Here is an 18155-nt window from a genome sequence, read left to right on the forward strand (position 1 = left end):
CCAGGCGCCGGGGGCCTCAGAGGTCGTCGGCCAGCTCGCCGCCCGCGATGGTGCCGATCACGGCGCCGGCGCCGGTGGCCACGATCCGGCCGCTGCCGCCGCCGAAGAGCGAGCCGACCGCGGCGCCGGTGACGCCGCCCAGCACCTGGCCCTGGGTCTTCTTGTCGATCGGAACGTTCGAGCAGCCCGCAAGCGCGAGCGCCCCCAGCGCGGCCACCGCCGCGGCGCGGATCGGGGTCGGTCGGATCATGACTTCAGCTCCTCGAGATAGGCGTGGATCTCGGCCTGCGTCAGCAGACCGTCGTGCGAGGCGTCGGCGTCGAAGAAGCGGACCACCCGGTCCCCCACCGCCTCGCCCAGCGAGAGCGCGCCGTCGCCGTCGCGGTCGGCGGCGGCGAAGGCCGCGGCGGGGACCTCGCCGGCCTCGGCCAGGGTCAGCATCCGGTCGCCGTCGGCGTCCAGCTCCGCGAAGCGGCCCACGACCGCGGCCACGTACTCGTCGATGTCCAGCTGGCCGTCGCCGTTCGCGTCCATCGCCGCGAAGGCCGCCTCGACGTCGGGCTCCGCCGCCGCCGCGAGACCGGGCGCGGCCAGCAGGCCCAGCGCGGCGCCCAGGATCAACCACTTGCTACCCATATCGGACCCTCCTTCGGTTCCGCCGCCAGCATCGGAGCGTTGCCGGGCGAAAACAATCGAATTGCGCGGAGGGCGCGGGGCTCCACCGAGGCGTGCATCCGCCTGGGCGGCGAAATGTCCGGACCTTCGGCGCGCGCGGGCGGCCTAGACTGCGCGCGAAGGCTCGGGAGGGACGCGCGATGACGCTTGCAGGACGCACGGTCTGGATCACGGGGGCCGCCAGCGGCATCGGCGCGGCCTGCGCGCAGGCCCTGGCCGCGGCCGGCGCGCGCCTGGCGCTGAGCGACCGCGACGCGGGCGCGCTCGACGCCCGGGCCGCCGCGCTGCGCGCGGAGGGGGCCGAGGCGCTGGCCCTGCCGCTCGACGTGACCGACGCGCTGGCCTGCCGCGCCGCGGTCGAGGCGGCGGAGGGCGCGCTGGGCCCGGTCGAGGCGATGGTCGCGGCCGCCGGGATCAACCTCCGCCGCCGGACGCTCGCCGAGCTCGATCCGCTCGAGGCGGCGCGGGTGATGGACGTGAACGTCGACGGCGTCGTCAACGCCACGCTCGCGGTCCTGCCGGGGATGCGGGCGCGGGGCGGCGGGGCGCTGGCGCTGATCTGCTCCTGGGCGGGGCGGCACGTGCAGCCCTTCACGGGGGCGGCCTACAACGCCTCGAAGCAGGCGGTGGCGGGGTTCTGCCACACGGTGAACATGGAGGAGGGGGCGAACGGCGTGCGCGCCTGCGCGATCATGCCGGGCGAGGTCTCGACCCCGCTTCTCGCCGCCAAGGACGACGCGCCCACGCCGGGGATGCGGTCGCGGATGCTCCAGCCCGCGGACGTGGCGCGCGCGGTTCGCTTCGCGCTGGAGCAGCCGGCCCATGTCTGCGTGAACGAGATCCTGGTCTCGCCGACCTGGAACCGGCTGTTCGTGCCCCCCGGAACGCAGGCCGCCCGGGCCGAGGCGGACCGGGCGGCGGGGCTGGGTTAGCGAGGCGGCCGGGCGGACCCGGCGCGCGCTCAGAACCGGACGCCGAGGCCGAGGCCCACGATCAGCGGGTTCACGTCCACCGAGCCGCGGATCGGCGCGGGGGAGTTCTTGTTGATCGTCCAGTCGGTGTTCAGGAAGATGTATTTGACGTCCGCGTTCAGGTAGACGCCCTCGGCGATCTCGTAGTCGAGGCCCGCCTGCAGCGCGAAGCCGAAGGCGTTGTCGTAGTCGATCGAGGCGAACTGGCCCGGGTCGGCGTCGTAGAACATCGTGTAGTTCACGCCCGCGCCCACGTAGGGCTTCAGCCGGCCCAGCGACTCGGAGCCGGTCCAGTCCTCGAGCTGGGTGACGTGGTACTGCAGGGTCAGGGTCGGGGGCAGCAGCCAGACCGAGCCGATGTTCGCGCCCGCCAGCGCGCCGCGGCCCGAGACGTCGTGGTTGGTCGTCGCCAGGATCAGCTCGGCGGCGATGTTGGGCGTGAAGAAGTAGGAGATGTCGAGCTCGGGGACGTAGGCGTTCTCGACCTCGGCGTCGGCGCCGGGGATGCCCTGGGCGGAGAGGTCCTCGTTCGGGATCACGGCCAGGCCGCGGACGCGGATCAGCCAGTCGCCGTCGCCCGAGAGGTTCAGCAGGGGCTCGGCCGCGACGGGCGCGGCGAGGGCGAGGGCGGCGGCCGTGCCCAGGAGGGCGGCGGCGATCGTGTTCTTGCGGGCCATTTCGAAGCTCCGGGCGTCAAGGGTCGGCGCAGGACCGCGCCGTCTCCGCCCCCTTCGCGCGTCGCAGGTCCCAACACTTTGATCCGGATCAAGGTTTCCGGGGTAACGGCGGGTGGCGGCCATGCGCCCGGCGCAGGGCGGCGGGCCTGACGCAGCGCCCCGCCGCGCTTGCCCCCTCGCGCCCGGCGAGGCGGAGGTCTAGGCTGCCCCGAAACCACGAGATCGACGGAGGGACGACATGGGCGCGCTGGATGGAAAGACGGCCTGGGTGACGGGCGCGGGCGGGGGCATCGGCGAGGCCTCGGCCAAGGCGCTGGCGCAGTCGGGCGCGCGGGTGGTGCTGACCGGGCGCCGGCAGGCCGAGCTCGACCGCGTGGCGGCCGACATCGAGGCCGCGGGCGGGCTGGCCGAGGTCGCGCCGCTCGACGTTTCCGACGCCGCCGCCTGCGCGGCCGCCGCCCGCTCGATCGAGGCGGAGTTCGGGCCGGTGGACATCCTGGTCGCCAACGCCGGGTTGAACGTGCCGAAGCGCCATTCGTCCGAGATCACGGCCGAGGACTTCCGCATGGTCGTCGACGTGAACCTGACCGGCGTGATGAACTGCGCGATCCCGGTGATGGCGCAGATGCGCGAGGCCGGCGGCGGGCTGATCATCATGGTCAGCTCCTGGGCGGGGCGGCACGCCTCGAAGATCACCGGGCCGGCCTACAACGCCTCCAAGCACGGGGTGGTTGCGCTCAGCCACTCGATCAACATGGAGGAGGCGGCGAACGGCATCCGCTCCTGCGTGATCATGCCGGGCGAGGTGAACACCCCGATCATGGAGAAGCGCCCCGTGCCGCCGTCCGAGGCCGTCCGCGCCCGGATGCTGCAGTCCGAGGACCTGGGCCGCGCGGTGCAGTTCGTGGCCGAGAGCCCGGCGCACGTGTGCATCAACGAGATCCTGATCTCGCCGACCTGGAACCGCACCTTCCTGCCGCCCGAGCTGCTCGACGAAGCCAAGGCCTGAGGCCCGGCGCCGGCGCCGGGGCGTCGCCCGGGCGCGACTCGCATGGCCGTCATGCGCGCGCGCCCTCGGGCCACGCTTGACGCGGAGGGCGGGCTTCGGTTTGTAAGGGCGTCGTATGGTCGTGCGATGCGGCCGTCTCGACGCCCCCCGCCTCTTCCTCATCGGACATCTCATGGTTCCCCAAAGCGCCCGCCGGGGCCTCGCCTTCGCGCTGCTCGCGGTCACGATCTTCGCGGCCCAGGACGGCGTCTCGAAGCACCTGGCGGAGCAGTATCCGCCGGTCTTCGTGGTGATGATCCGCTACTGGGCCTTCGCCGCCTTCGTGGTGGTGCGCGCGCTGAACGCGCCGGGGGGGATCCGGCGCGCGGCGAGCTCGGCCAACATCTGGCTCCAGCTCGCGCGCGGCGGGCTGCTGGCGGCGCAGGTGGTGGTGGCGATCACCGCCTTCGCCAAGGTGGGGCTGGCGGCGACCATGTCGCTGTTCGCGGCCAACCCGCTGATCCTCGCCGCCCTCTCGGTCCCGGTGCTGGGCGAAGCGGTGGGCTGGCGGCGCTGGACCGCCATCGGCGTGGGATTCATCGGGGTGCTGATCATTGTGCGCCCGGGGCCGGGGCTGCTCGATTCCGACATCTGGCTGGCGGTGGTGGCCAGCATCGGGATCGCCGTCTACGGCGTGATGACCCGGCTCGCCAGCCGCAAGGACGCGGCCATGGTCAGCTTCTTCTACACCGGCGTCGGCGGGGTGATCGTGGCGACGGCGGCAGGCATCTGGCACTGGACCTGGCTCGAGCCCGTGGACTGGATCTGGATGGGGATCCTGTGCGTGACCGGGGCGGCCGGGCACTTCTTCTTCATCAAGGCGCTCGAGGCGGCGGACGCCGTCGTCACCCAGCCGGTGCAATACGTGCAGATCGTGCTGTCGACCTCGGTCGGAATCCTGATCTTCGGCGAGGCGCTGGAGTGGCCGATGGCGGTGGGGGCGACGATCGTGATCGCCGCCGGCCTGTTCACCGCCTGGCGCGACTGGGTGCGTTCGCGCAGCGCTTGACGCAGCCCGGCGCGGCCGGGGCCGCCGAGGCGCCGCCGCCCACGCCCGCCGCGCGCGGCTTGGGCGCGGGGGCCGCGGCCTCCGCCGGCGCCTCGCGCCCGCGCAGGTTCCAGGCGACGAACGGGGCCAGGGCGGCCATGGCGATGGCGGTGATCACCAGCGCGTGCTGAAGCCCCACCAGGTCCGCCAGCCCGCCGATGCCGATCGAGCCGATCGAGGCGCCGCCGATGCCCGAGATCAGCCACAGCGACATCACCCGCCCGCGCTTGCCCTCGGGCGTCGAGAGCTGGGCGAGGGTCTGGTTCGCGACGCCCACCATGGTCCCGCAGGCGCCGATCAGCGCCACGCAGGCGACCGCCGCGGGCCAGCTTCCCACCAGCCCCAGCAGGGCGGTGCCCAGCAGGCCCAGCGCGGTGGCGAAGCGGGCGCGGTTGCGCAGCGATTCGGCCGTCTGCCCGCCGCGCGCCATGTAGACGGCGGCCACCACCGCGCCCGCGCCGGCGGTGGCGGTCAGGATGCCGAAGCCCCCCGCGCCGCGGTCGTAGAGCCCGTCGGCCGCCACCGGCAGCAGCTCGAGGCTGCCGCGCGCGGCGACGGCGAAGAGGGCGTTCATCAGCACCGCCTCGCGCACCATCGGGTGGGCCATGGCGTAGCGCGCGCCCTCGGCCAGCTGGTCGAGCACGCCGCGCACGCCGTGGCGCGCGTCGGGGTCGGGCTCGGCCTGCGCGGGCGGGTAGGCGCCCAGCGAGGCGATGGCGAGCACCTGGGGCAGGAACAGGAAGGCCGCCACGCCCACCGCGCCCGCGGCGCCGTATTCGTGGATCAGCCAGCCGCCCAGCGCCGGGCCCATCATGCGGGTGATGTTGAAGTTGAGCGCCCCGATCGCCAGCGCCTGGCCCAGCACCTCCTGGGGCACCAGCCGGGGCAGCAGCGCCATGCGGAACGGATGGTAGGCCGAGGCCGCGAGCCCCATGCCCAGGGCCGAGGCCAGCAGCACCGGCGCCGACAGCGCGTCGGCCAGCGCCAGCGCGAACAGGATCGCGCCGAACAGGCACTGGGTCGCCTGCGCCGCGACGATGCCCTTGCGGGGGTCGATGCGGTCGGCCATCACGCCGAAGAACGGGCCGGAGAAGACGATGGGCGCGAAGGTCAGGAACGAGACCACGCCGGTCACCGCCGCGGATCCGGTCAACTCCCAGGCCAGCCACGCGATGGCCACGCGCAGCATCCAGCTTCCGTTCATTCCGAAGAAGTTGGCGGCGATGTAGCGGCGGTAGGCGGGGTGACGGAACGGCGCTGGGAGCATGACGCCTCTGAGATGGCGCCGCGACGACCGTTCGTCCAGAGATTTTTTTGAAACCTTAGTATGCTGCGCTGCGGCGTCTGCGTTGCATTGCGGTATGTGCGTTGCACAAGGCGGCCTTGCGGAAACGTCCGTTGTCCTGACCTTTCATCTCTATAACTTCCAATCTCGAAAGACGGCGGCCTCGGGCCGCTCTCTACCGAGAAGGAAAACACTCATGGCTCTGACCGCAGACGCCCCCGTCGCCGCCTCCTCCGCGGCGTCCGCCTCCACCCCGTCGCTGGCCGACGTCCTGCGCGGCTTCGTCAAGCTCGGCGCCTTCCGCCTGGCCCGCTGGCGCGAGTATCACCGCACCCTGGCCGAGCTGCAGGCGCTGGACGACCGCACCCTGGCCGACATGTCGCTGCACCGCTCGAGCCTGCGCGGCGTGGCCCGCGAGGCCGCCGGCTACAAGTGAGCCGGCCCCCGGCGTCGGCCGGGACCGGAACCGAAAAGGGGCGGCCGCGCGATGCGGCCGCCCCTTTCTCTTTGGATTGGTCCGGACGAATTCCGCGCATCCCCGCGAGGGGCGCGCGGCGCGGCGGGATCAGCCGCCGGTGACGCTCATGTGGCGGCCCATCTCGCCGTGGATCTCGCGGCGCGAATAGTCGAAGTCATGCCCCTTGGGCTTGCGCGCGATGGCGTTGCGGATCGCCTGGTGCAGGGGCGCGTCGTCGGGATGGGCGCGCAGCACCTCGCGCAGGTCGGCGTCGTCGTCCTGGCCCAGGCACATGTAGAGCTGCCCGGTGCAGGTCAGCCGCACCCGGTTGCAGCTCTCGCAGAAGTTGTGGGTCAGCGGCGTGATGAAGCCGATGCGCCCGCCCGTCTCCTCGGCGCGGACGTAGCGCGCGGGCCCGCCGGTCGACAGCGGGATGTCCGAGAGGGTGAATTCCTTCGCCAGCTCCGCCCGGACCTCGGTCAGGGGCATGTACTGGTCCAGCCGCTCCTCGCCGCCGATGTCGCCCATCGGCATCACCTCGATGAAGGTGATGTCCATGCCGCGCGCGTGCGCCCAGCGGGTCATCGAGCGGATCTCGCCGTCGTTCACGCCCTTCAGGGCCACGGCGTTGATCTTCACGTGCAGCCCCGCCTCCTGCGCCGCGTCGAGCCCGTCGAGCACCTGGGCGAAGCGGCCCCAGCGGGTGATCTCGCGGAACTTGCCCTCGTCGAGCGTGTCGAGGCTGACGTTCACCCGGCGCACGCCCGCGTCCACCAGGGGCCTGGCGAAGCGGCGCAGCTGGGTGGCGTTGGTGGTCAGCGTCAGCTCGTCGAGGCCCGAGCCGATGCGCCGGCCCATCGCCTCGAAGAACTTCATGATGTCCCGGCGCACCAGCGGCTCGCCCCCGGTGATGCGCAGCTTGCGCACGCCGAGATCGACGAAGGCGCCGCACAGACGTTCGAGCTCCTCCAGCGAGAGCAGGTCCTTCTTGGGCAGGAAGGTCATGTTCTCGGCCATGCAGTAGACGCAGCGGAGATCGCAGCGATCCGTCACCGAGACGCGCAGGTAGGAGATCGGCCGCGCGAACGGGTCGATCAGCGGGGCGTCGCTTCGGCCGGCCGCGGCGGCATGCGCGTCGGTCATGTGGTCTCCCTTCGCATCGCTGGGCGCGGTCCGCGGGGCGCGGCGCAGGGGCCGGGTCCGTGTGCGGGCGAATGTCGGTCGGCTGCAACGTAGGCCTCGCAGGGCGATCCCGCAATGCGCCCAAGGCGCCGACTCGCGCGGACGGGATCGGGCGCGCTGCGGGGCGAGGGCGAGGCGCCGGGCCGTCATGCGCTGCGCTCATTCCCGGTATTCTTTACCAAACGATCAAATCCACCTTCCCTAAGGTTGTGAATGACGCTCGCGTAAACTATCTCCGCGTCACGAACCGGGCCGGCACCCGCACGCTCCTGACGGCTCCCGCATTTGCGGCTGCGGGGGCGGGCGCGGGTCCGCTTCGTCCTTCCCGTGCGCCCTTGTCGGTATCACGGACGCGGCCGCGCCTGTCCCTCTCTCCGCGCGGCCCGAAGGCGTGCGTCGCGTCGCTTCTGCGGCGATCCCCAGGGCGTCGCGTGCGTCGCCGCAGGCCGTCCGTCTTCCCCAGGACGGACGGCCGTTCCGCCCCCGCGAGGGCGATTCGACCGCTGGGGAGAGACCGGTCGCCACGCCCCCCTCGGTCGGTTTGTTCAAACCTTATTCAGGGTGGAGCGCCTACGGACGCGGGGTCCGGAAGGTTGATACCCATGCAGACATTCGACCTTCGGCAGGTTATGCGTCGGGCCGTCGCATACCGCCATGCCGTCCCGGTCTGGCGCAGGCGCGAGAAGGTCGTCATAAGCGCCGCCTGACCCGGATCCAGCCTCGCGGCTCGGCGTTTCGGGTGCGATCGTGAGAACGGTTGCACGGACGAACCGAACGCGAGCGGGATCCGCAGAGATCGCCGCGCCTTCATCCCCAAGGAGGCGCGGCGTGGCCCAGCCGAACCGGTCCGCCCGGACGGCAGGGTCCGTCGCCCGTCTCCGTTCCCCAACGGAGTCAGGCGGCTCGGCGTCGGCCGGAATTTCACCGGACGGCGCCGGCCGACAGGTTCCGCGATGCGGGCCTTCGGCGACGCCTGCCGGCGATCTCCTTCTCTCGGAGGTCGTCGGGACCCGAACGCGCTTTCCCCAATGCGCGCGGACGGGTCGTCGCAGCTTCGGTCCTTCCCCAACTCGGCCGTTGCGCGACCAGGCGCTCGCCGCGGCGCACGCCCGGCCGGGCCGGGGAGATCCCGAACGCTCAGCGCCGCTCGTCGGCGGCCTTCGCGGCGGCGGCGCGCTCGTCGGCGGCCTCCGCCTCGGCCTCGGCGACGGGACCCGAGAGAACCTCCCACGCCTCCTCCGCCGTCTCCACGAAACGGAACAGCTCCAGGTCGGCGTCGGCGATGGTGCCCGAGGCCGCCAGCGCCTCGAAGTCGATGATCGAGCGCCAGAAGCTTTCGCCGAACAGCAGGATCGGGACCGGCGCCATGCGCTTGGTCTGGATCAGGGTCAGCGCCTCGAACAGCTCGTCCAGCGTGCCGAAGCCGCCCGGGAACACCGCGATCGCCTCCGCGCGCATCAGGAAGTGCATCTTGCGGATGGCGAAGTAGTGGAAGTTGAAGCTCAGCTCCGGGGTCACGTACTCGTTCGGCGCGCTCTCGTGCGGCAGCACGATCCCGAGCCCGATGGAGCGGCCGCCCGCCTCCTCCGCCCCGCGGTTGCCCGCCTCCATCACGCCCGGGCCGCCGCCGGTCACGATCACGTGCCGCCGGCCGCCCGCGGCCATCGAGGCCTCGGTGCAGCGCGCGGCGAAGCGGCGGGCCTCGTCGTAGTATTTCGACAGCTCCCCCAGCAGCGGCGTGCGGGCGGTCCCGGCGTTCTCCGGGCTGGGGATACGCGCGCCGCCGAAGAAGACCACGGTCGAGTCCACCCCCGCCTCGGTCATCAGCAGCTCGGCCTTCAGCAGCTCCAGCTGCAGGCGGACCGGGCGCAGGTCCTCGCGCTTGAGGAAGTCGAGGTCGCGGAACGACAGCCGGTAGGCGGGCGAGGCCGACTGCGGGGTCAGCGGCTGCCGCTCGGCCGAGGCGATGTCCTCCTGCGCGGAGCGGAAGATCGAGTGGCGGTCGTCCTTGGTCGGGGGCGTGGTCATCGGGGGAGGGGGTCTCCGGGGTCTGGGCGGCCCCGCGCGGGGCGGCGGGCCGGCGTCGTGAGGGGCGCGGAGCGATTGCGCCCCGCCGTCCCCGCCTCTATAGCCTGCGGCCGTGAAAGACGCGACGCCCGGCAGGAGACATCCATGACCGCCCCCGATCTCGCCTCCCTCGAGAAAGCCGTCGAAGCCGCGTGGGACGCGCGCGACGGCATCAGCTCCGCCACCAAGGGCGAGACGCGCGACGCCATCGAAAGCGCGCTGAACCTGCTCGACGGCGGGACCGCGCGCGTGGCCGAGAAGGGCGCGGACGGGACCTGGGTCGTGAACCAGTGGCTGAAGAAGGCGGTGCTGCTGTCGTTCCGGCTGACCGACATGGCCCCGATCTCGGGCGGCCCCGGCGGTTCGGGCTGGTGGGACAAGGTCCCCTCCAAGTTCGACGGCTGGGACGCGGCGGAGTGGAAGGCCGCGGGCTTCCGCGCGGTGCCCAACTGCGTCGTGCGCCGCTCGGCCTACATCGCGCCGGGCGTGGTGCTGATGCCCTCCTTCGTGAACCTCGGCGCCTATGTCGACGAGGGCACGATGGTCGACACCTGGGCGACCGTCGGCTCCTGCGCGCAGATCGGCAAGGGCGTGCACCTGTCGGGCGGCGTCGGCATCGGCGGCGTGCTGGAGCCGATGCAGGCGGCCCCCACGATCATCGAGGACAACTGCTTCATCGGCGCCCGCTCCGAGGTGGTCGAGGGCGTGATCGTGCGCGAGGGCTCGGTGCTGGGCATGGGCGTGTTCCTGGGCCAGTCCACCAAGATCGTGAACCGCGCCACCGGCGAGGTCACCATGGGCGAGGTGCCGCCGTACTCGGTGGTGGTGGCGGGCTCGATGCCCTCCAAGCCGATGGGCGACGGGTCGCCGGGGCCGAACCTCTACTGCGCGGTGATCGTGAAGCAGGTCGATGCGGGCACCCGCAAGAAGACCTCTATCAACGAGCTGCTCCGCGACTGATCGCCCGGCGACCGCGGCCGGAAGGGGGGCGCGCCCCCGCCGGCCGGTCGTGCGCGACGGCGCCGTAACGTCATGAACTGAAACTGAATTGACCCTGCGACGGAACCGGCGCAGGGTCGCTTCGTTCATATGCGTGAAGCTCGAGGTGTCCCGGTGTTCTCCCTCCGCATCCTGTCCGCCGGCCTGGCGCTGGCCCTGACGGCGGCCGTGCCTGCGTCCGCCCTTTCCGTCGGGCCTTCGACGCTCGATTTCGCCGGCTCGGCCTGCGACGCCCAGACGGTCTGCGCGCGGACCGTGTCCGGCGGGATCTACGACGGCGTCGGCGCCGTCTTCGCCGACCCGATCGTCGAGGCCGGCACGAACGACTTCTTCAACGCCGGCGCGGGCCTCCTGCTGGGCAGCGGCGGTCTGGGGATGAGCTGGACGGTGGTCTTCGACGCCGAGGTCGTCTGGACCGGCGGCACGTTGAGCTACGCGAGCAACAACGTCGGCTTCTCGGTGACCGGGCCGGGCGTGTCGGAGACGGCGCTGCTCTCCGGCCTGACGGAGGGGCCCTACAGCCTGGGCGCGGGGCTGACCTTCCTCGAGGGCGAGACCTACACCTTCACCTCGCCCAACGACAACGTCGGGTCGGTCGGACCCGGCGGCGTCGCCTTCGAGACGTTCGTCTTCGGACCGTCCGGCACGCCCGTTCCGCTGCCGGCGCCGGTCCTGATGCTGGGCGCGGGGCTGGCCGGCCTCGTCGCGCTCGGCCGCCGGCGCAGGGGCGCCTGAGCCCCGGCGGGGCTCGACTCGCCGCGCCCATCGACTATACGGCCGGTCCCAGCGCACCCGAGCGAGGACCGCCGCCATGACCAAGCCGACGAAGGAGGGGGCCGCCAAGGCCCCTCGCCCCCAGCAGGTCTACACCCTGCTGGTCGAGGTCGGCCGCGCCGAGGGCGACGGCCTGCCCGAGGACGCCACCGGCGCCGCCCTGATGTGCTACGCCTCGGGCGTCGACGAGCCCGAGGCGGTGCGCGAGACGGTCGCCGTCCTCAAGACCGCCGACCTCTCCCCCATCGAGGTCACCGGCTGGGGCACCATCGAGGAGCGCGAGGAGCGCGGCGAGGAGATCGACGAGACCGACCGCGAGCTGATGGCCCGCGCGCTCGCCGAGAACGCCGTGATCGTCGCCCAGGTCCAGCCCTTCTACGACTGAACGGGCCGGCGGCGGCGTCCGGCGCGCCGGCCTCGCGCGCCCCGCCCCCTTGCCCCGCGTCTTTTCCCGCAGGAGGATGCCGACATGAGCCGCACCGCATCCCTCGCCGTCCGGGCCGCCGCCGCGCGGGAGGCCTATCTCGCCTTCTTCTCCGCCATGCTCGAGGCCGCCGCCTCCTCCGACGTCGAGGGCGTCTCGGAGTTCGGCGTGGCCATGGACGGCTCCGACCTTCTCGACGACGTCTACCGCTTCGACCTGGTGCTGAAGGAGCCGGACGGGGAGCTGACCTCGCTCGACTTCGCCATGGAGGTCCCGCCCGGCCAGGACCCGCCCGCCTTCGTCGAGCGCATCGGCGAGGCGGTGCTTCACGTCTTCCGCCTGCGCTGGGACGACGTGGACCTGCACCACGACCTGAGCGAGCCGCCGCAGGACGCGCTGACCGCCTGGTTCCACCGCTGGTTCGACGCGGCCTCGGCCCCCGGCGCCGCCGCCGACCTGGCCGAGGAGACGGAGCTGCCGTTCCCCGCCGGGCGCCTGCATTCGGCCGAGCTGTCGCCGGGCCGGGTCACCGTCGACTTCGGCACCGCGCCCCCCGAGGCGCTGGTGGAGCTGGTGACGCTGCTCGAATCCGCCGGCGCCCGCGCCGTGCAGATCGACCTCTCGCGCGAGGACGGGGTCGAGGCGGACGCGGAGGAGGACGAGGATCCCGACGACCTCTCCCCCCGCTCCGGGACCCTGCTGCATTGAGCCTGCGCGACCGGTTCGGCCGCCCGCCCCCCGGCGAGGCGCCCCGACGCCCCGTGCCCGCCGCGGCCTATCGCTTCGTGGCGCTGGACGTCGAGACCGCCTGCGGCCCCGTCTCCTCGATCTGCCAGATCGGCCTCGCCTGCGTGCGCCATGACGGCGGGATCGAGAGCTGGTCGACCTTCGTGGACCCCGGCGCGGGGGTCGCCTTCACCAACACCTGGCTGCACGGCATCGGCCGCGCCCATGTCGCGGGCGCGCCGGCGTTCCCCGACGCGCTCGACCTGCTGGCGCCGCTGCTGGGCCGCCAGCCGCTGATCCAGCACTCCGGCTTCGACAGCCGCACCGTCGCCGCCGCCTGCGCCCTGGCGGGGCGGGAGGCGCCGGCGTGGCTCTGGCTCGACAGCGTGCGCATCGCCCGCGCCGCCTGGCCCGAGTTCAAGGGGAACGGCGGCCACGGCCTGGGCCACCTGAAGAAGGCGCTGGCCCTCGACTTCCTGCACCACGACGCCGAGGAGGACGCCCGCGCCGCCGCCCAGGTGGTGCTGAAAGCCGAAGAACGGCTGGGCCTGCCCTTCGACGCCATCGCGCCCCCGCCGAAGCCGCCGCGGGCGCCGCGGCGCGCCGCCCGGCCCGCCCGCGCGGACCGCGGGCCGGCCGTGCTCGACTGAGGCCGCGCGCCGGCCGCCCGCCCTTGCCAACTTCGTCCGCCTGCGCTCCCCTGCCGGACGACCGCCCCCAGGAGCCCCTGCGCATGTCCGATCCCGTCGATCCCGTCGCCCTGACCTCCGCCCTGGTCAAATGCCCCTCGGTGACGCCCGAGGAGGGCGGCGCCCTGGTGCTGCTGGAGGAGCTGCTCTCCGGGGCCGGCTTCCGCTGCACCCGGATCGACCGCAACGGCACCCCCAACCTCTACGCCCGCTTCGGCGAGCAGGGGCCGTGCCTGGGCTTCAACGGCCATACCGACGTGGTCCCCACCGGCGACCCCGCCCGCTGGACCCGGCCGCCCTTCTCGGGTGAGATCGCGGACGGCATGGTCTGGGGCCGGGGCGCCTGCGACATGAAATCGGGCGTCGCGGCCTTCGCCGCCGCGGCGGTGGACGCCGCGCGGCAGGGCGTGCGCGGCTCCCTCGCCCTGATGATCACCGGGGACGAGGAGGGCCCCTCCACCGACGGCACCACCGCGATCCTGGAGTGGATGGAGCGCGAAGGCGAAAAGGTCGACCATTGCCTCGTCGGCGAGCCCACCAGCCGCGAGAGCTTCGGCGACATGGTCAAGATCGGCCGGCGCGGGGCGATCACCGCCACGATCACCGCGACCGGCCGCCAGGGCCACAGCGCCTATCCCCACAAGGCGCTGAACCCGCTGCCCCCGCTCGCCGCGCTGGCCGCGAAGCTGGCCGCGCACGAGCTCGACCAGGGCTCGGAGCACTTCCAGCCCTCCACCCTGGCGCTCGTGGCGATCGAGACGGGCAACCCCGCCGCCAACGTGATCCCCGGCGAGGCCAAGGCGGTGGTCAACATCCGCTTCAACGACCTGCACACCGGCGCCTCGCTGAAGGCCTGGCTGGAGGCGGAGGCGGCCGAGGCCCAAGCCGCCTCGGGCGTGACCTTCCAGGTCGCCACGCGCCTGACGGGCGAAAGCTTCCTGACCCCGCCGGGCGTGCTTTCGGACCTGATCTCGAGCGCGATCCGGGCCGAGACCGGCGCCACGCCGGAGCTCTCGACCTCCGGCGGCACCTCGGACGCGCGCTTCGTGAAGGACCATTGCCCGGTGGCCGAGTTCGGGCTGACCGGGCTGACCATGCACCAGACCGACGAATGCGCCCCGGTCGCGGAGATCGAGAAGCTGAAGGCGGTCTACGCCCGCATCATCCGCGATTACTTCGCCTGATCGCCCCCCGGGCGGCCGGGCGCGCCGGCCGCCGTCCCGCGCCCGTCGCCGCCGGCGCCCCGCCCGCCGCGCCGCGCGGGCGGAGCGTTCCGGCGCGCGCGACGGCCGACGCGCGGCTTCCCTGCGGGGTCGGGCGGGCTGCATGGCGCCGTCGCGCGGCCCGTCCAGTCGGACGACTTCACGATTCGTTTCCTCAGAAACCGACGGGGCGGTGAACCCGAACGGCGCGGCATTCGTATCTTTGCAGGACATGACAGACGCGCCCGACATCCCCCCCGCCCTGCTGTGGCTCCGCCGCGACCTGCGGCTGGCCGACAACCCGGCGCTTCATGCCGCCCTCGAACGCGGCGGGCCGGTGATCCCGGTCTGGATCCTCGACCCCGTGGCCGAGGCGACCGGCTCGGCCCATCGCTGGCGGCTCGAGGGGTCGCTGCGCGCCCTCGCCGCCGATCTCGAGGCGCTGGGCGCGCGTCTGATCCTCCGCCGGGGCGAGGCGCTGACGGTTCTGAGGGAGTTGGTCGAAGCGACCGGCGCGAAGGCCGTCCTGTGGAACCGCCTCTACGACGCCGAGGCGCGGGAGCGGGACGCGGCCGTCAAGTCCGCCCTCAAGGACGACGGGCTCGCGGTCGAGAGCTTCAACGGCGCCCTCCTGCACGAGCCCTGGACGGTCGAGACCGGGCAGGGCGGGCCCTACAAGGTCTACACCCCCTACTGGCGCGCGGTGCACGAGCGGGTGGTGCACGAGCCGATCGGGGCCCCGTCCCGCTGGCCCTCGCCCGACCGCTGGCCGGACTCCGACGCCCTCTCCGACTGGGCGATGGCCGCCGACATGCGCAGCGGCGCCCCGGTGCTGGCCGCGCGGGTGGAGATCGGCGAGCGCGCCGCGCAGCAGCGCCTCGCCGCCTTCCTGGAGGAGGACCTGCGCGCCTACGCCGAGGAGCGCGACCGCCCGGACCGCGAAAGCACCTCGGGCCTCTCGCAGCACCTGGCGGTGGGCGAGATCTCGCCCCGCCAGATCTGGTCCGCCACCCAGCCGCGCCGGCAGGGCGCGGTGGCCAGGCCCGCCGAGAAGTTCCTGCAGGAACTGGTGTGGCGGGAGTTCGCCTACCACCTGATGTACCACACGCCCGAGCTGACGGCCGCCAACTGGCGGCCCGAATGGAACGACTTCCCCTGGCGAAAGGACTGCAAGGACGCCGAGGCCTGGCGGCGCGGGCGCACCGGGATCGAGGCGGTGGACGCCGCGATGCGCGAGCTGTTCGTCACCGGGCGGATGCACAACCGCTTCCGCATGATCGCGGCGAGCTACCTGACCAAGCACCTGCTGGTGGACTGGCGGGTGGGCGAGGCCTGGTTCCGCGACACGCTGGTGGACTGGGACCCGGCCTCGAACGCGCTGGGCTGGCAGTGGGTCGCGGGCTCCGGCCCCGACGCCGCGCCCTACTTCCGGGTGTTCAACCCCGAGACGCAGGCCGAGAAGTTCGACCCTGACGCCCGCTATCGCGACCGCTACCTGGCGGAGGGGCGCAAGACCCCGCACGAGGATGCGCTGGCCTTCTTCGAGGCCGCGCCGCGGTCGTGGGGCCTTTCGCCCGACGATCCCTATCCGAAGCCCATCGTCGGCCTGAAGGAAGGCCGACAGAAAGCTCTGGACGCCTATCAGGACTGGAAGAGCCGGCGCGACGCGGCCTGAGCGTCGCCCGGCTGCAAGGACGACCGGCCCCGGGCCGTCGAGAAGATGCAGACCGGCCCCGGGCCGGCGAGACCCCAACAGGCCGGTTCCGGCCGGCAAGACGGAGAAACGAATGAAGATCGCGGTCATCGGCGCCGGCATCTCGGGCCTGGGCGCGGCGCTCGCCCTTTCGGAGCGCCACGACGTCCACCTGTTCGAGAAGGATGCGCGCTTCGGCGGCCACGCCAACACGGTCGAGGTCCCGGGCGAGCGGTTCGGCCTGCCGGGCCCCATCGCCGTGGACACCGGCTTCATCGTCTACAACCGGCGCAACTATCCCAACCTGACGGCCCTGTTCGAGCATCTGGACGTGCCGACCAAGTGGTCGGACATGAGCTTCGGCTTCTCCCTGAAGGGGGGCGCCTACGAATACGCCTGCGACGACCTCGCCCGGCTGTTCGCCCAGCCGCTGAACTGCGCCAACCCCCGCCACATCCGCATGCTGCTGGAGATCCTGCGCTTCAACCGCTCGGCGGCCGAGGAGCTGGAGAGCGGCGACCTCGAGGGGCTGTCGCTGGGCGACTGGCTGACGCTGCGGGGCTATTCGGCCGCCTTCCGCGACCGCTTCGTGACCCCGATGGGCGGCGCGATCTGGTCGACCTCGACGGCGAAGATGCTGGAATTCCCCGCCTCCAGCTTCGTGGCCTTCTTCCGCAACCACGACCTGATGACCGGCCTCGACCCCGCGCAGCGCTGGCGCACGGTGGACGGCGGCTCGCGCGAGTACGTGCGCCGGCTGGTGCAGGCGCTGGGGCCGCGGGCGACGCTGGGCGTCGGGGCGCAGGCGGTGACGCGGGGCCCCGACGGAGTGCGCATCCGCTTCTCCGACGGCTCCGAGGGGCGGTTCGACCAGGCGATCCTCGCGACCCACGCCGACCTCTCCCTGCGCCTGATGCAGGACGCGGATGGGCGGGAGCGGGCGCTGCTGGGCGCGATCCGCTATTCGGACAACCGCGCCGTCCTGCACTCCGACCCGCGCCTGATGCCGCGGCGGCGCAAGGTGTGGTCGTCTTGGAACTTCCTCAGCCAGGGGGCGGAGGCGGACGCGCGGCGGCCGGCCGAGGTCTCCTACTGGATGAACCGGCTGCAGGGGCTGCCGGCGCAGGCGCCGCTGTTCGTCTCGCTGAACCCGGCGGTGGAGCCGGACCCCGAGACGGTGCATGGCGAGTTCTCCTACGCCCATCCGCTGTTCGACGGCCCCGCCTTCGAGGCGCAGTCGGAGATGGACGCGATCCAGGGGCGCGGCGGCATCTGGCACGCGGGGGCCTGGCTGGGCTGGGGCTTCCACGAGGACGGGCTGCGCAGCGGGTTGCGCGCCGCCGCGGCGCTGGGCGGGCGGCCGGAGTGGGCGCGCGAGGTCGGCGCCCCGATCCCCGGCCAGTTCGCCGCCACGGCAGCGGAATGAGCCGGGCGGCCCCCCTCCCGCCCGAGCAGGGCTGCGCCTACGCGGGGCACGTGATGCACATGCGCCTGCGCCCGAAGGCGCATCGCTTCCGCTATGCGCTGTGGACCCTGCTGCTGGACGTGGACCGGCTGGCCGAGACGAGCCGGGCGCTGCGCCTGTTCTCGGTCAACCGCTTCAACCTGCTGTCTCATAGTGATGCGGATCACGGGCCGCGCGACGGCTCTCCGCTGCGGCCCTGGGTCGAGGCGCGGCTGGCGGAGGCGGGCCGCCCCCGGCCGGCGCGGATCCGCCTGCTGGCGATGCCGCGGTTCCTGGGCTGGGTCTTCAACCCGCTGTCCGTCTATTACTGCGAGGACGCCGAGGGCCGGCTGGAGAGCGTGATCTACGAGGTGAAGAACACCTTCGGCGACCAGATCCCCTACGTGCTGTCGGCCGAGGGCGAGGGGCCGCGCCGCCACGACCAGGTGAAGGAGATGTTCGTCTCGCCCTTCATCGGCATGGACCAGGTCTACCGCTTCCACCTGGCCGAGCCGGGCGAGAGGCTGGCCGTGCGCATCAAGCAGGGCGACGCCGAGGGCGATCTGCTGATCGCCACCCAGAACGGCGAACGGCGCGCGCTGAGCGACGCGGCGCTGGCGCGGCTGGCGCTGCGGGCGCCGTTCCTGCCGATGCAGGTGATGGCCGCGATTCACTGGCAGGCCCTGCGTCTGTGGCTGAAAGGCGCTCCGTTCCGCCGATATCGGGGTCCGAAAGGCGATTCCGCGCCGAATCCGGCGACGGAAGCGCTGGCCGAACCGCGACTCGCCCGCTAG

The 18155-nt window shown here is 72.9% G+C and carries 19 protein-coding genes; 13 read left to right on the forward strand and 6 right to left on the reverse strand.

Going from position 1 to position 18155, the window contains the following annotated elements:
• Window positions 1–16 precede the first annotated feature (16 nt).
• Window positions 17–250, reverse strand: a complete 234-nt coding sequence (locus P2H44_RS03405) for a glycine zipper 2TM domain-containing protein (RefSeq protein ID WP_275762005.1) — start codon at window positions 248–250, stop codon at window positions 17–19.
• A complete protein-coding gene (locus tag P2H44_RS03410; RefSeq protein WP_275762006.1) occupies window positions 247–636 on the reverse strand; it encodes an EF-hand domain-containing protein in 390 nt (129 codons plus the stop codon). Before P2H44_RS03410 ends, P2H44_RS03405 begins: the two co-directional genes overlap by 4 nt.
• 179 nt (window positions 637–815) lie before the next feature.
• Here P2H44_RS03410 and P2H44_RS03415 point away from each other — a divergent pair, with 179 nt between their 5' ends.
• Entirely contained in the window at window positions 816–1607 is a 792-nt protein-coding gene (locus tag P2H44_RS03415) for an SDR family oxidoreductase (RefSeq protein WP_275762007.1), read from the forward strand.
• Window positions 1608–1636: 29 nt separating this feature from the next.
• On the opposite strand, the gene P2H44_RS03420 is transcribed toward P2H44_RS03415, so the two are convergent.
• Window positions 1637–2323: an OmpW/AlkL family protein gene (locus P2H44_RS03420; RefSeq protein WP_275762008.1), complete on the reverse strand. Its 687-nt coding sequence runs from the start codon at window positions 2321–2323 to the stop codon at window positions 1637–1639.
• 238 nt (window positions 2324–2561) lie between these two features.
• Between P2H44_RS03420 and P2H44_RS03425 the strand changes: the two genes are divergently transcribed.
• Together P2H44_RS03425 and P2H44_RS03430 are read left to right on the forward strand one after the other, a co-directional pair.
• On the forward strand, window positions 2562–3332 hold the full coding sequence (locus P2H44_RS03425; RefSeq protein ID WP_275762009.1) for an SDR family oxidoreductase: 771 nt from the start codon (window positions 2562–2564) through the stop codon (window positions 3330–3332).
• 172 nt (window positions 3333–3504) lie between these two features.
• A complete protein-coding gene (locus tag P2H44_RS03430; protein ID WP_275762010.1) occupies window positions 3505–4380 on the forward strand; it encodes a DMT family transporter in 876 nt (291 codons plus the stop codon).
• Here the strand turns inward: P2H44_RS03430 and P2H44_RS03435 are convergent.
• Window positions 4340–5686 carry an MFS transporter gene (locus P2H44_RS03435; RefSeq protein WP_275762011.1) on the reverse strand — a complete coding sequence of 449 codons (1347 nt, stop codon included), beginning with the start codon at window positions 5684–5686 and terminating at the stop codon, window positions 4340–4342. The genes P2H44_RS03430 and P2H44_RS03435 overlap by 41 nt on opposite strands.
• Before the next feature lie 214 nt (window positions 5687–5900).
• Here P2H44_RS03435 and P2H44_RS03440 point away from each other — a divergent pair, with 214 nt between their 5' ends.
• Window positions 5901–6140: a DUF1127 domain-containing protein gene (locus P2H44_RS03440; RefSeq protein ID WP_275762012.1), complete on the forward strand. Its 240-nt coding sequence runs from the start codon at window positions 5901–5903 to the stop codon at window positions 6138–6140.
• A 129-nt stretch (window positions 6141–6269) separates the two neighbouring features.
• Here P2H44_RS03440 and moaA read toward each other — a convergent pair whose 3' ends face one another.
• Both moaA and P2H44_RS03450 read right to left on the reverse strand, forming a co-directional pair.
• Window positions 6270–7304, reverse strand: a complete 1035-nt coding sequence (gene moaA / locus P2H44_RS03445) for a GTP 3',8-cyclase MoaA (protein ID WP_275762013.1) — start codon at window positions 7302–7304, stop codon at window positions 6270–6272.
• Window positions 7305–8480: 1176 nt separating this feature from the next.
• Entirely contained in the window at window positions 8481–9371 is an 891-nt protein-coding gene (locus P2H44_RS03450) for an LOG family protein (RefSeq protein WP_275762014.1), read from the reverse strand.
• Between the two features lie 144 nt (window positions 9372–9515).
• Between P2H44_RS03450 and dapD the strand changes: the two genes are divergently transcribed.
• The 9 genes from dapD to P2H44_RS03495 all read left to right on the forward strand — a co-directional run bounded on the left by dapD (window position 9516) and on the right by P2H44_RS03495 (window position 18155).
• Window positions 9516–10370 carry a 2,3,4,5-tetrahydropyridine-2,6-dicarboxylate N-succinyltransferase gene (dapD, locus tag P2H44_RS03455; protein ID WP_275762015.1) on the forward strand — a complete coding sequence of 285 codons (855 nt, stop codon included), beginning with the start codon at window positions 9516–9518 and terminating at the stop codon, window positions 10368–10370.
• Window positions 10371–10523: 153 nt separating this feature from the next.
• The gene (locus P2H44_RS03460) at window positions 10524–11144 is read left to right on the forward strand and encodes a VPLPA-CTERM sorting domain-containing protein (RefSeq protein ID WP_275762016.1); all 621 of its coding nucleotides are present in this window, start codon (window positions 10524–10526) and stop codon (window positions 11142–11144) included.
• 76 nt (window positions 11145–11220) lie between these two features.
• Entirely contained in the window at window positions 11221–11568 is a 348-nt protein-coding gene (locus P2H44_RS03465) for a hypothetical protein (protein ID WP_275762017.1), read from the forward strand.
• An 84-nt stretch (window positions 11569–11652) separates the two neighbouring features.
• Window positions 11653–12315 carry a hypothetical protein gene (locus tag P2H44_RS03470; RefSeq protein ID WP_275762018.1) on the forward strand — a complete coding sequence of 221 codons (663 nt, stop codon included), beginning with the start codon at window positions 11653–11655 and terminating at the stop codon, window positions 12313–12315.
• A complete protein-coding gene (locus P2H44_RS03475) occupies window positions 12312–12983 on the forward strand; it encodes an exonuclease domain-containing protein (protein ID WP_275762019.1) in 672 nt (223 codons plus the stop codon). Before P2H44_RS03470 ends, P2H44_RS03475 begins: the two co-directional genes overlap by 4 nt.
• 83 nt (window positions 12984–13066) lie before the next feature.
• The gene (dapE, locus tag P2H44_RS03480; RefSeq protein WP_275762020.1) at window positions 13067–14206 is read left to right on the forward strand and encodes a succinyl-diaminopimelate desuccinylase; all 1140 of its coding nucleotides are present in this window, start codon (window positions 13067–13069) and stop codon (window positions 14204–14206) included.
• A 250-nt stretch (window positions 14207–14456) separates the two neighbouring features.
• Window positions 14457–15899: a cryptochrome/photolyase family protein gene (locus P2H44_RS03485; RefSeq protein WP_275762021.1), complete on the forward strand. Its 1443-nt coding sequence runs from the start codon at window positions 14457–14459 to the stop codon at window positions 15897–15899.
• A gap of 112 nt (window positions 15900–16011) precedes the next feature.
• Window positions 16012–17343, forward strand: a complete 1332-nt coding sequence (locus tag P2H44_RS03490) for an NAD(P)/FAD-dependent oxidoreductase (protein WP_275762022.1) — start codon at window positions 16012–16014, stop codon at window positions 17341–17343.
• On the forward strand, window positions 17340–18155 hold the full coding sequence (locus P2H44_RS03495) for a DUF1365 domain-containing protein (RefSeq protein ID WP_275762023.1): 816 nt from the start codon (window positions 17340–17342) through the stop codon (window positions 18153–18155). The genes P2H44_RS03490 and P2H44_RS03495 overlap by 4 nt, the downstream gene beginning before the upstream one ends.

Source organism: Albimonas marina (assembly GCF_029223255.1).
Lineage (GTDB): Bacteria > Pseudomonadota > Alphaproteobacteria > Rhodobacterales > Rhodobacteraceae > Albimonas.

Bases quoted from the DNA above. Each gene is read 5' to 3' on its own strand.
- P2H44_RS03405 (WP_275762005.1), bottom strand. From the start codon at position 250: ATGATCCGACCGACCCCGATCCGCGCCGCGGCGGTGGCCGCGCTGGGG.
- P2H44_RS03410 (WP_275762006.1), bottom strand. From the start codon at position 636: ATGGGTAGCAAGTGGTTGATCCTGGGCGCCGCGCTGGGCCTGCTGGCC.
- P2H44_RS03415 (WP_275762007.1), top strand. From the start codon at position 816: ATGACGCTTGCAGGACGCACGGTCTGGATCACGGGGGCCGCCAGCGGC.
- P2H44_RS03420 (WP_275762008.1), bottom strand. From the start codon at position 2,323: ATGGCCCGCAAGAACACGATCGCCGCCGCCCTCCTGGGCACGGCCGCC.
- P2H44_RS03425 (WP_275762009.1), top strand. From the start codon at position 2,562: ATGGGCGCGCTGGATGGAAAGACGGCCTGGGTGACGGGCGCGGGCGGG.
- P2H44_RS03430 (WP_275762010.1), top strand. From the start codon at position 3,505: ATGGTTCCCCAAAGCGCCCGCCGGGGCCTCGCCTTCGCGCTGCTCGCG.
- P2H44_RS03435 (WP_275762011.1), bottom strand. From the start codon at position 5,686: ATGCTCCCAGCGCCGTTCCGTCACCCCGCCTACCGCCGCTACATCGCC.
- P2H44_RS03440 (WP_275762012.1), top strand. From the start codon at position 5,901: ATGGCTCTGACCGCAGACGCCCCCGTCGCCGCCTCCTCCGCGGCGTCC.
- moaA (WP_275762013.1), bottom strand. From the start codon at position 7,304: ATGACCGACGCGCATGCCGCCGCGGCCGGCCGAAGCGACGCCCCGCTG.
- P2H44_RS03450 (WP_275762014.1), bottom strand. From the start codon at position 9,371: ATGACCACGCCCCCGACCAAGGACGACCGCCACTCGATCTTCCGCTCC.
- dapD (WP_275762015.1), top strand. From the start codon at position 9,516: ATGACCGCCCCCGATCTCGCCTCCCTCGAGAAAGCCGTCGAAGCCGCG.
- P2H44_RS03465 (WP_275762017.1), top strand. From the start codon at position 11,221: ATGACCAAGCCGACGAAGGAGGGGGCCGCCAAGGCCCCTCGCCCCCAG.
- P2H44_RS03470 (WP_275762018.1), top strand. From the start codon at position 11,653: ATGAGCCGCACCGCATCCCTCGCCGTCCGGGCCGCCGCCGCGCGGGAG.
- dapE (WP_275762020.1), top strand. From the start codon at position 13,067: ATGTCCGATCCCGTCGATCCCGTCGCCCTGACCTCCGCCCTGGTCAAA.
- P2H44_RS03485 (WP_275762021.1), top strand. From the start codon at position 14,457: ATGACAGACGCGCCCGACATCCCCCCCGCCCTGCTGTGGCTCCGCCGC.
- P2H44_RS03490 (WP_275762022.1), top strand. From the start codon at position 16,012: ATGAAGATCGCGGTCATCGGCGCCGGCATCTCGGGCCTGGGCGCGGCG.
- P2H44_RS03495 (WP_275762023.1), top strand. From the start codon at position 17,340: ATGAGCCGGGCGGCCCCCCTCCCGCCCGAGCAGGGCTGCGCCTACGCG.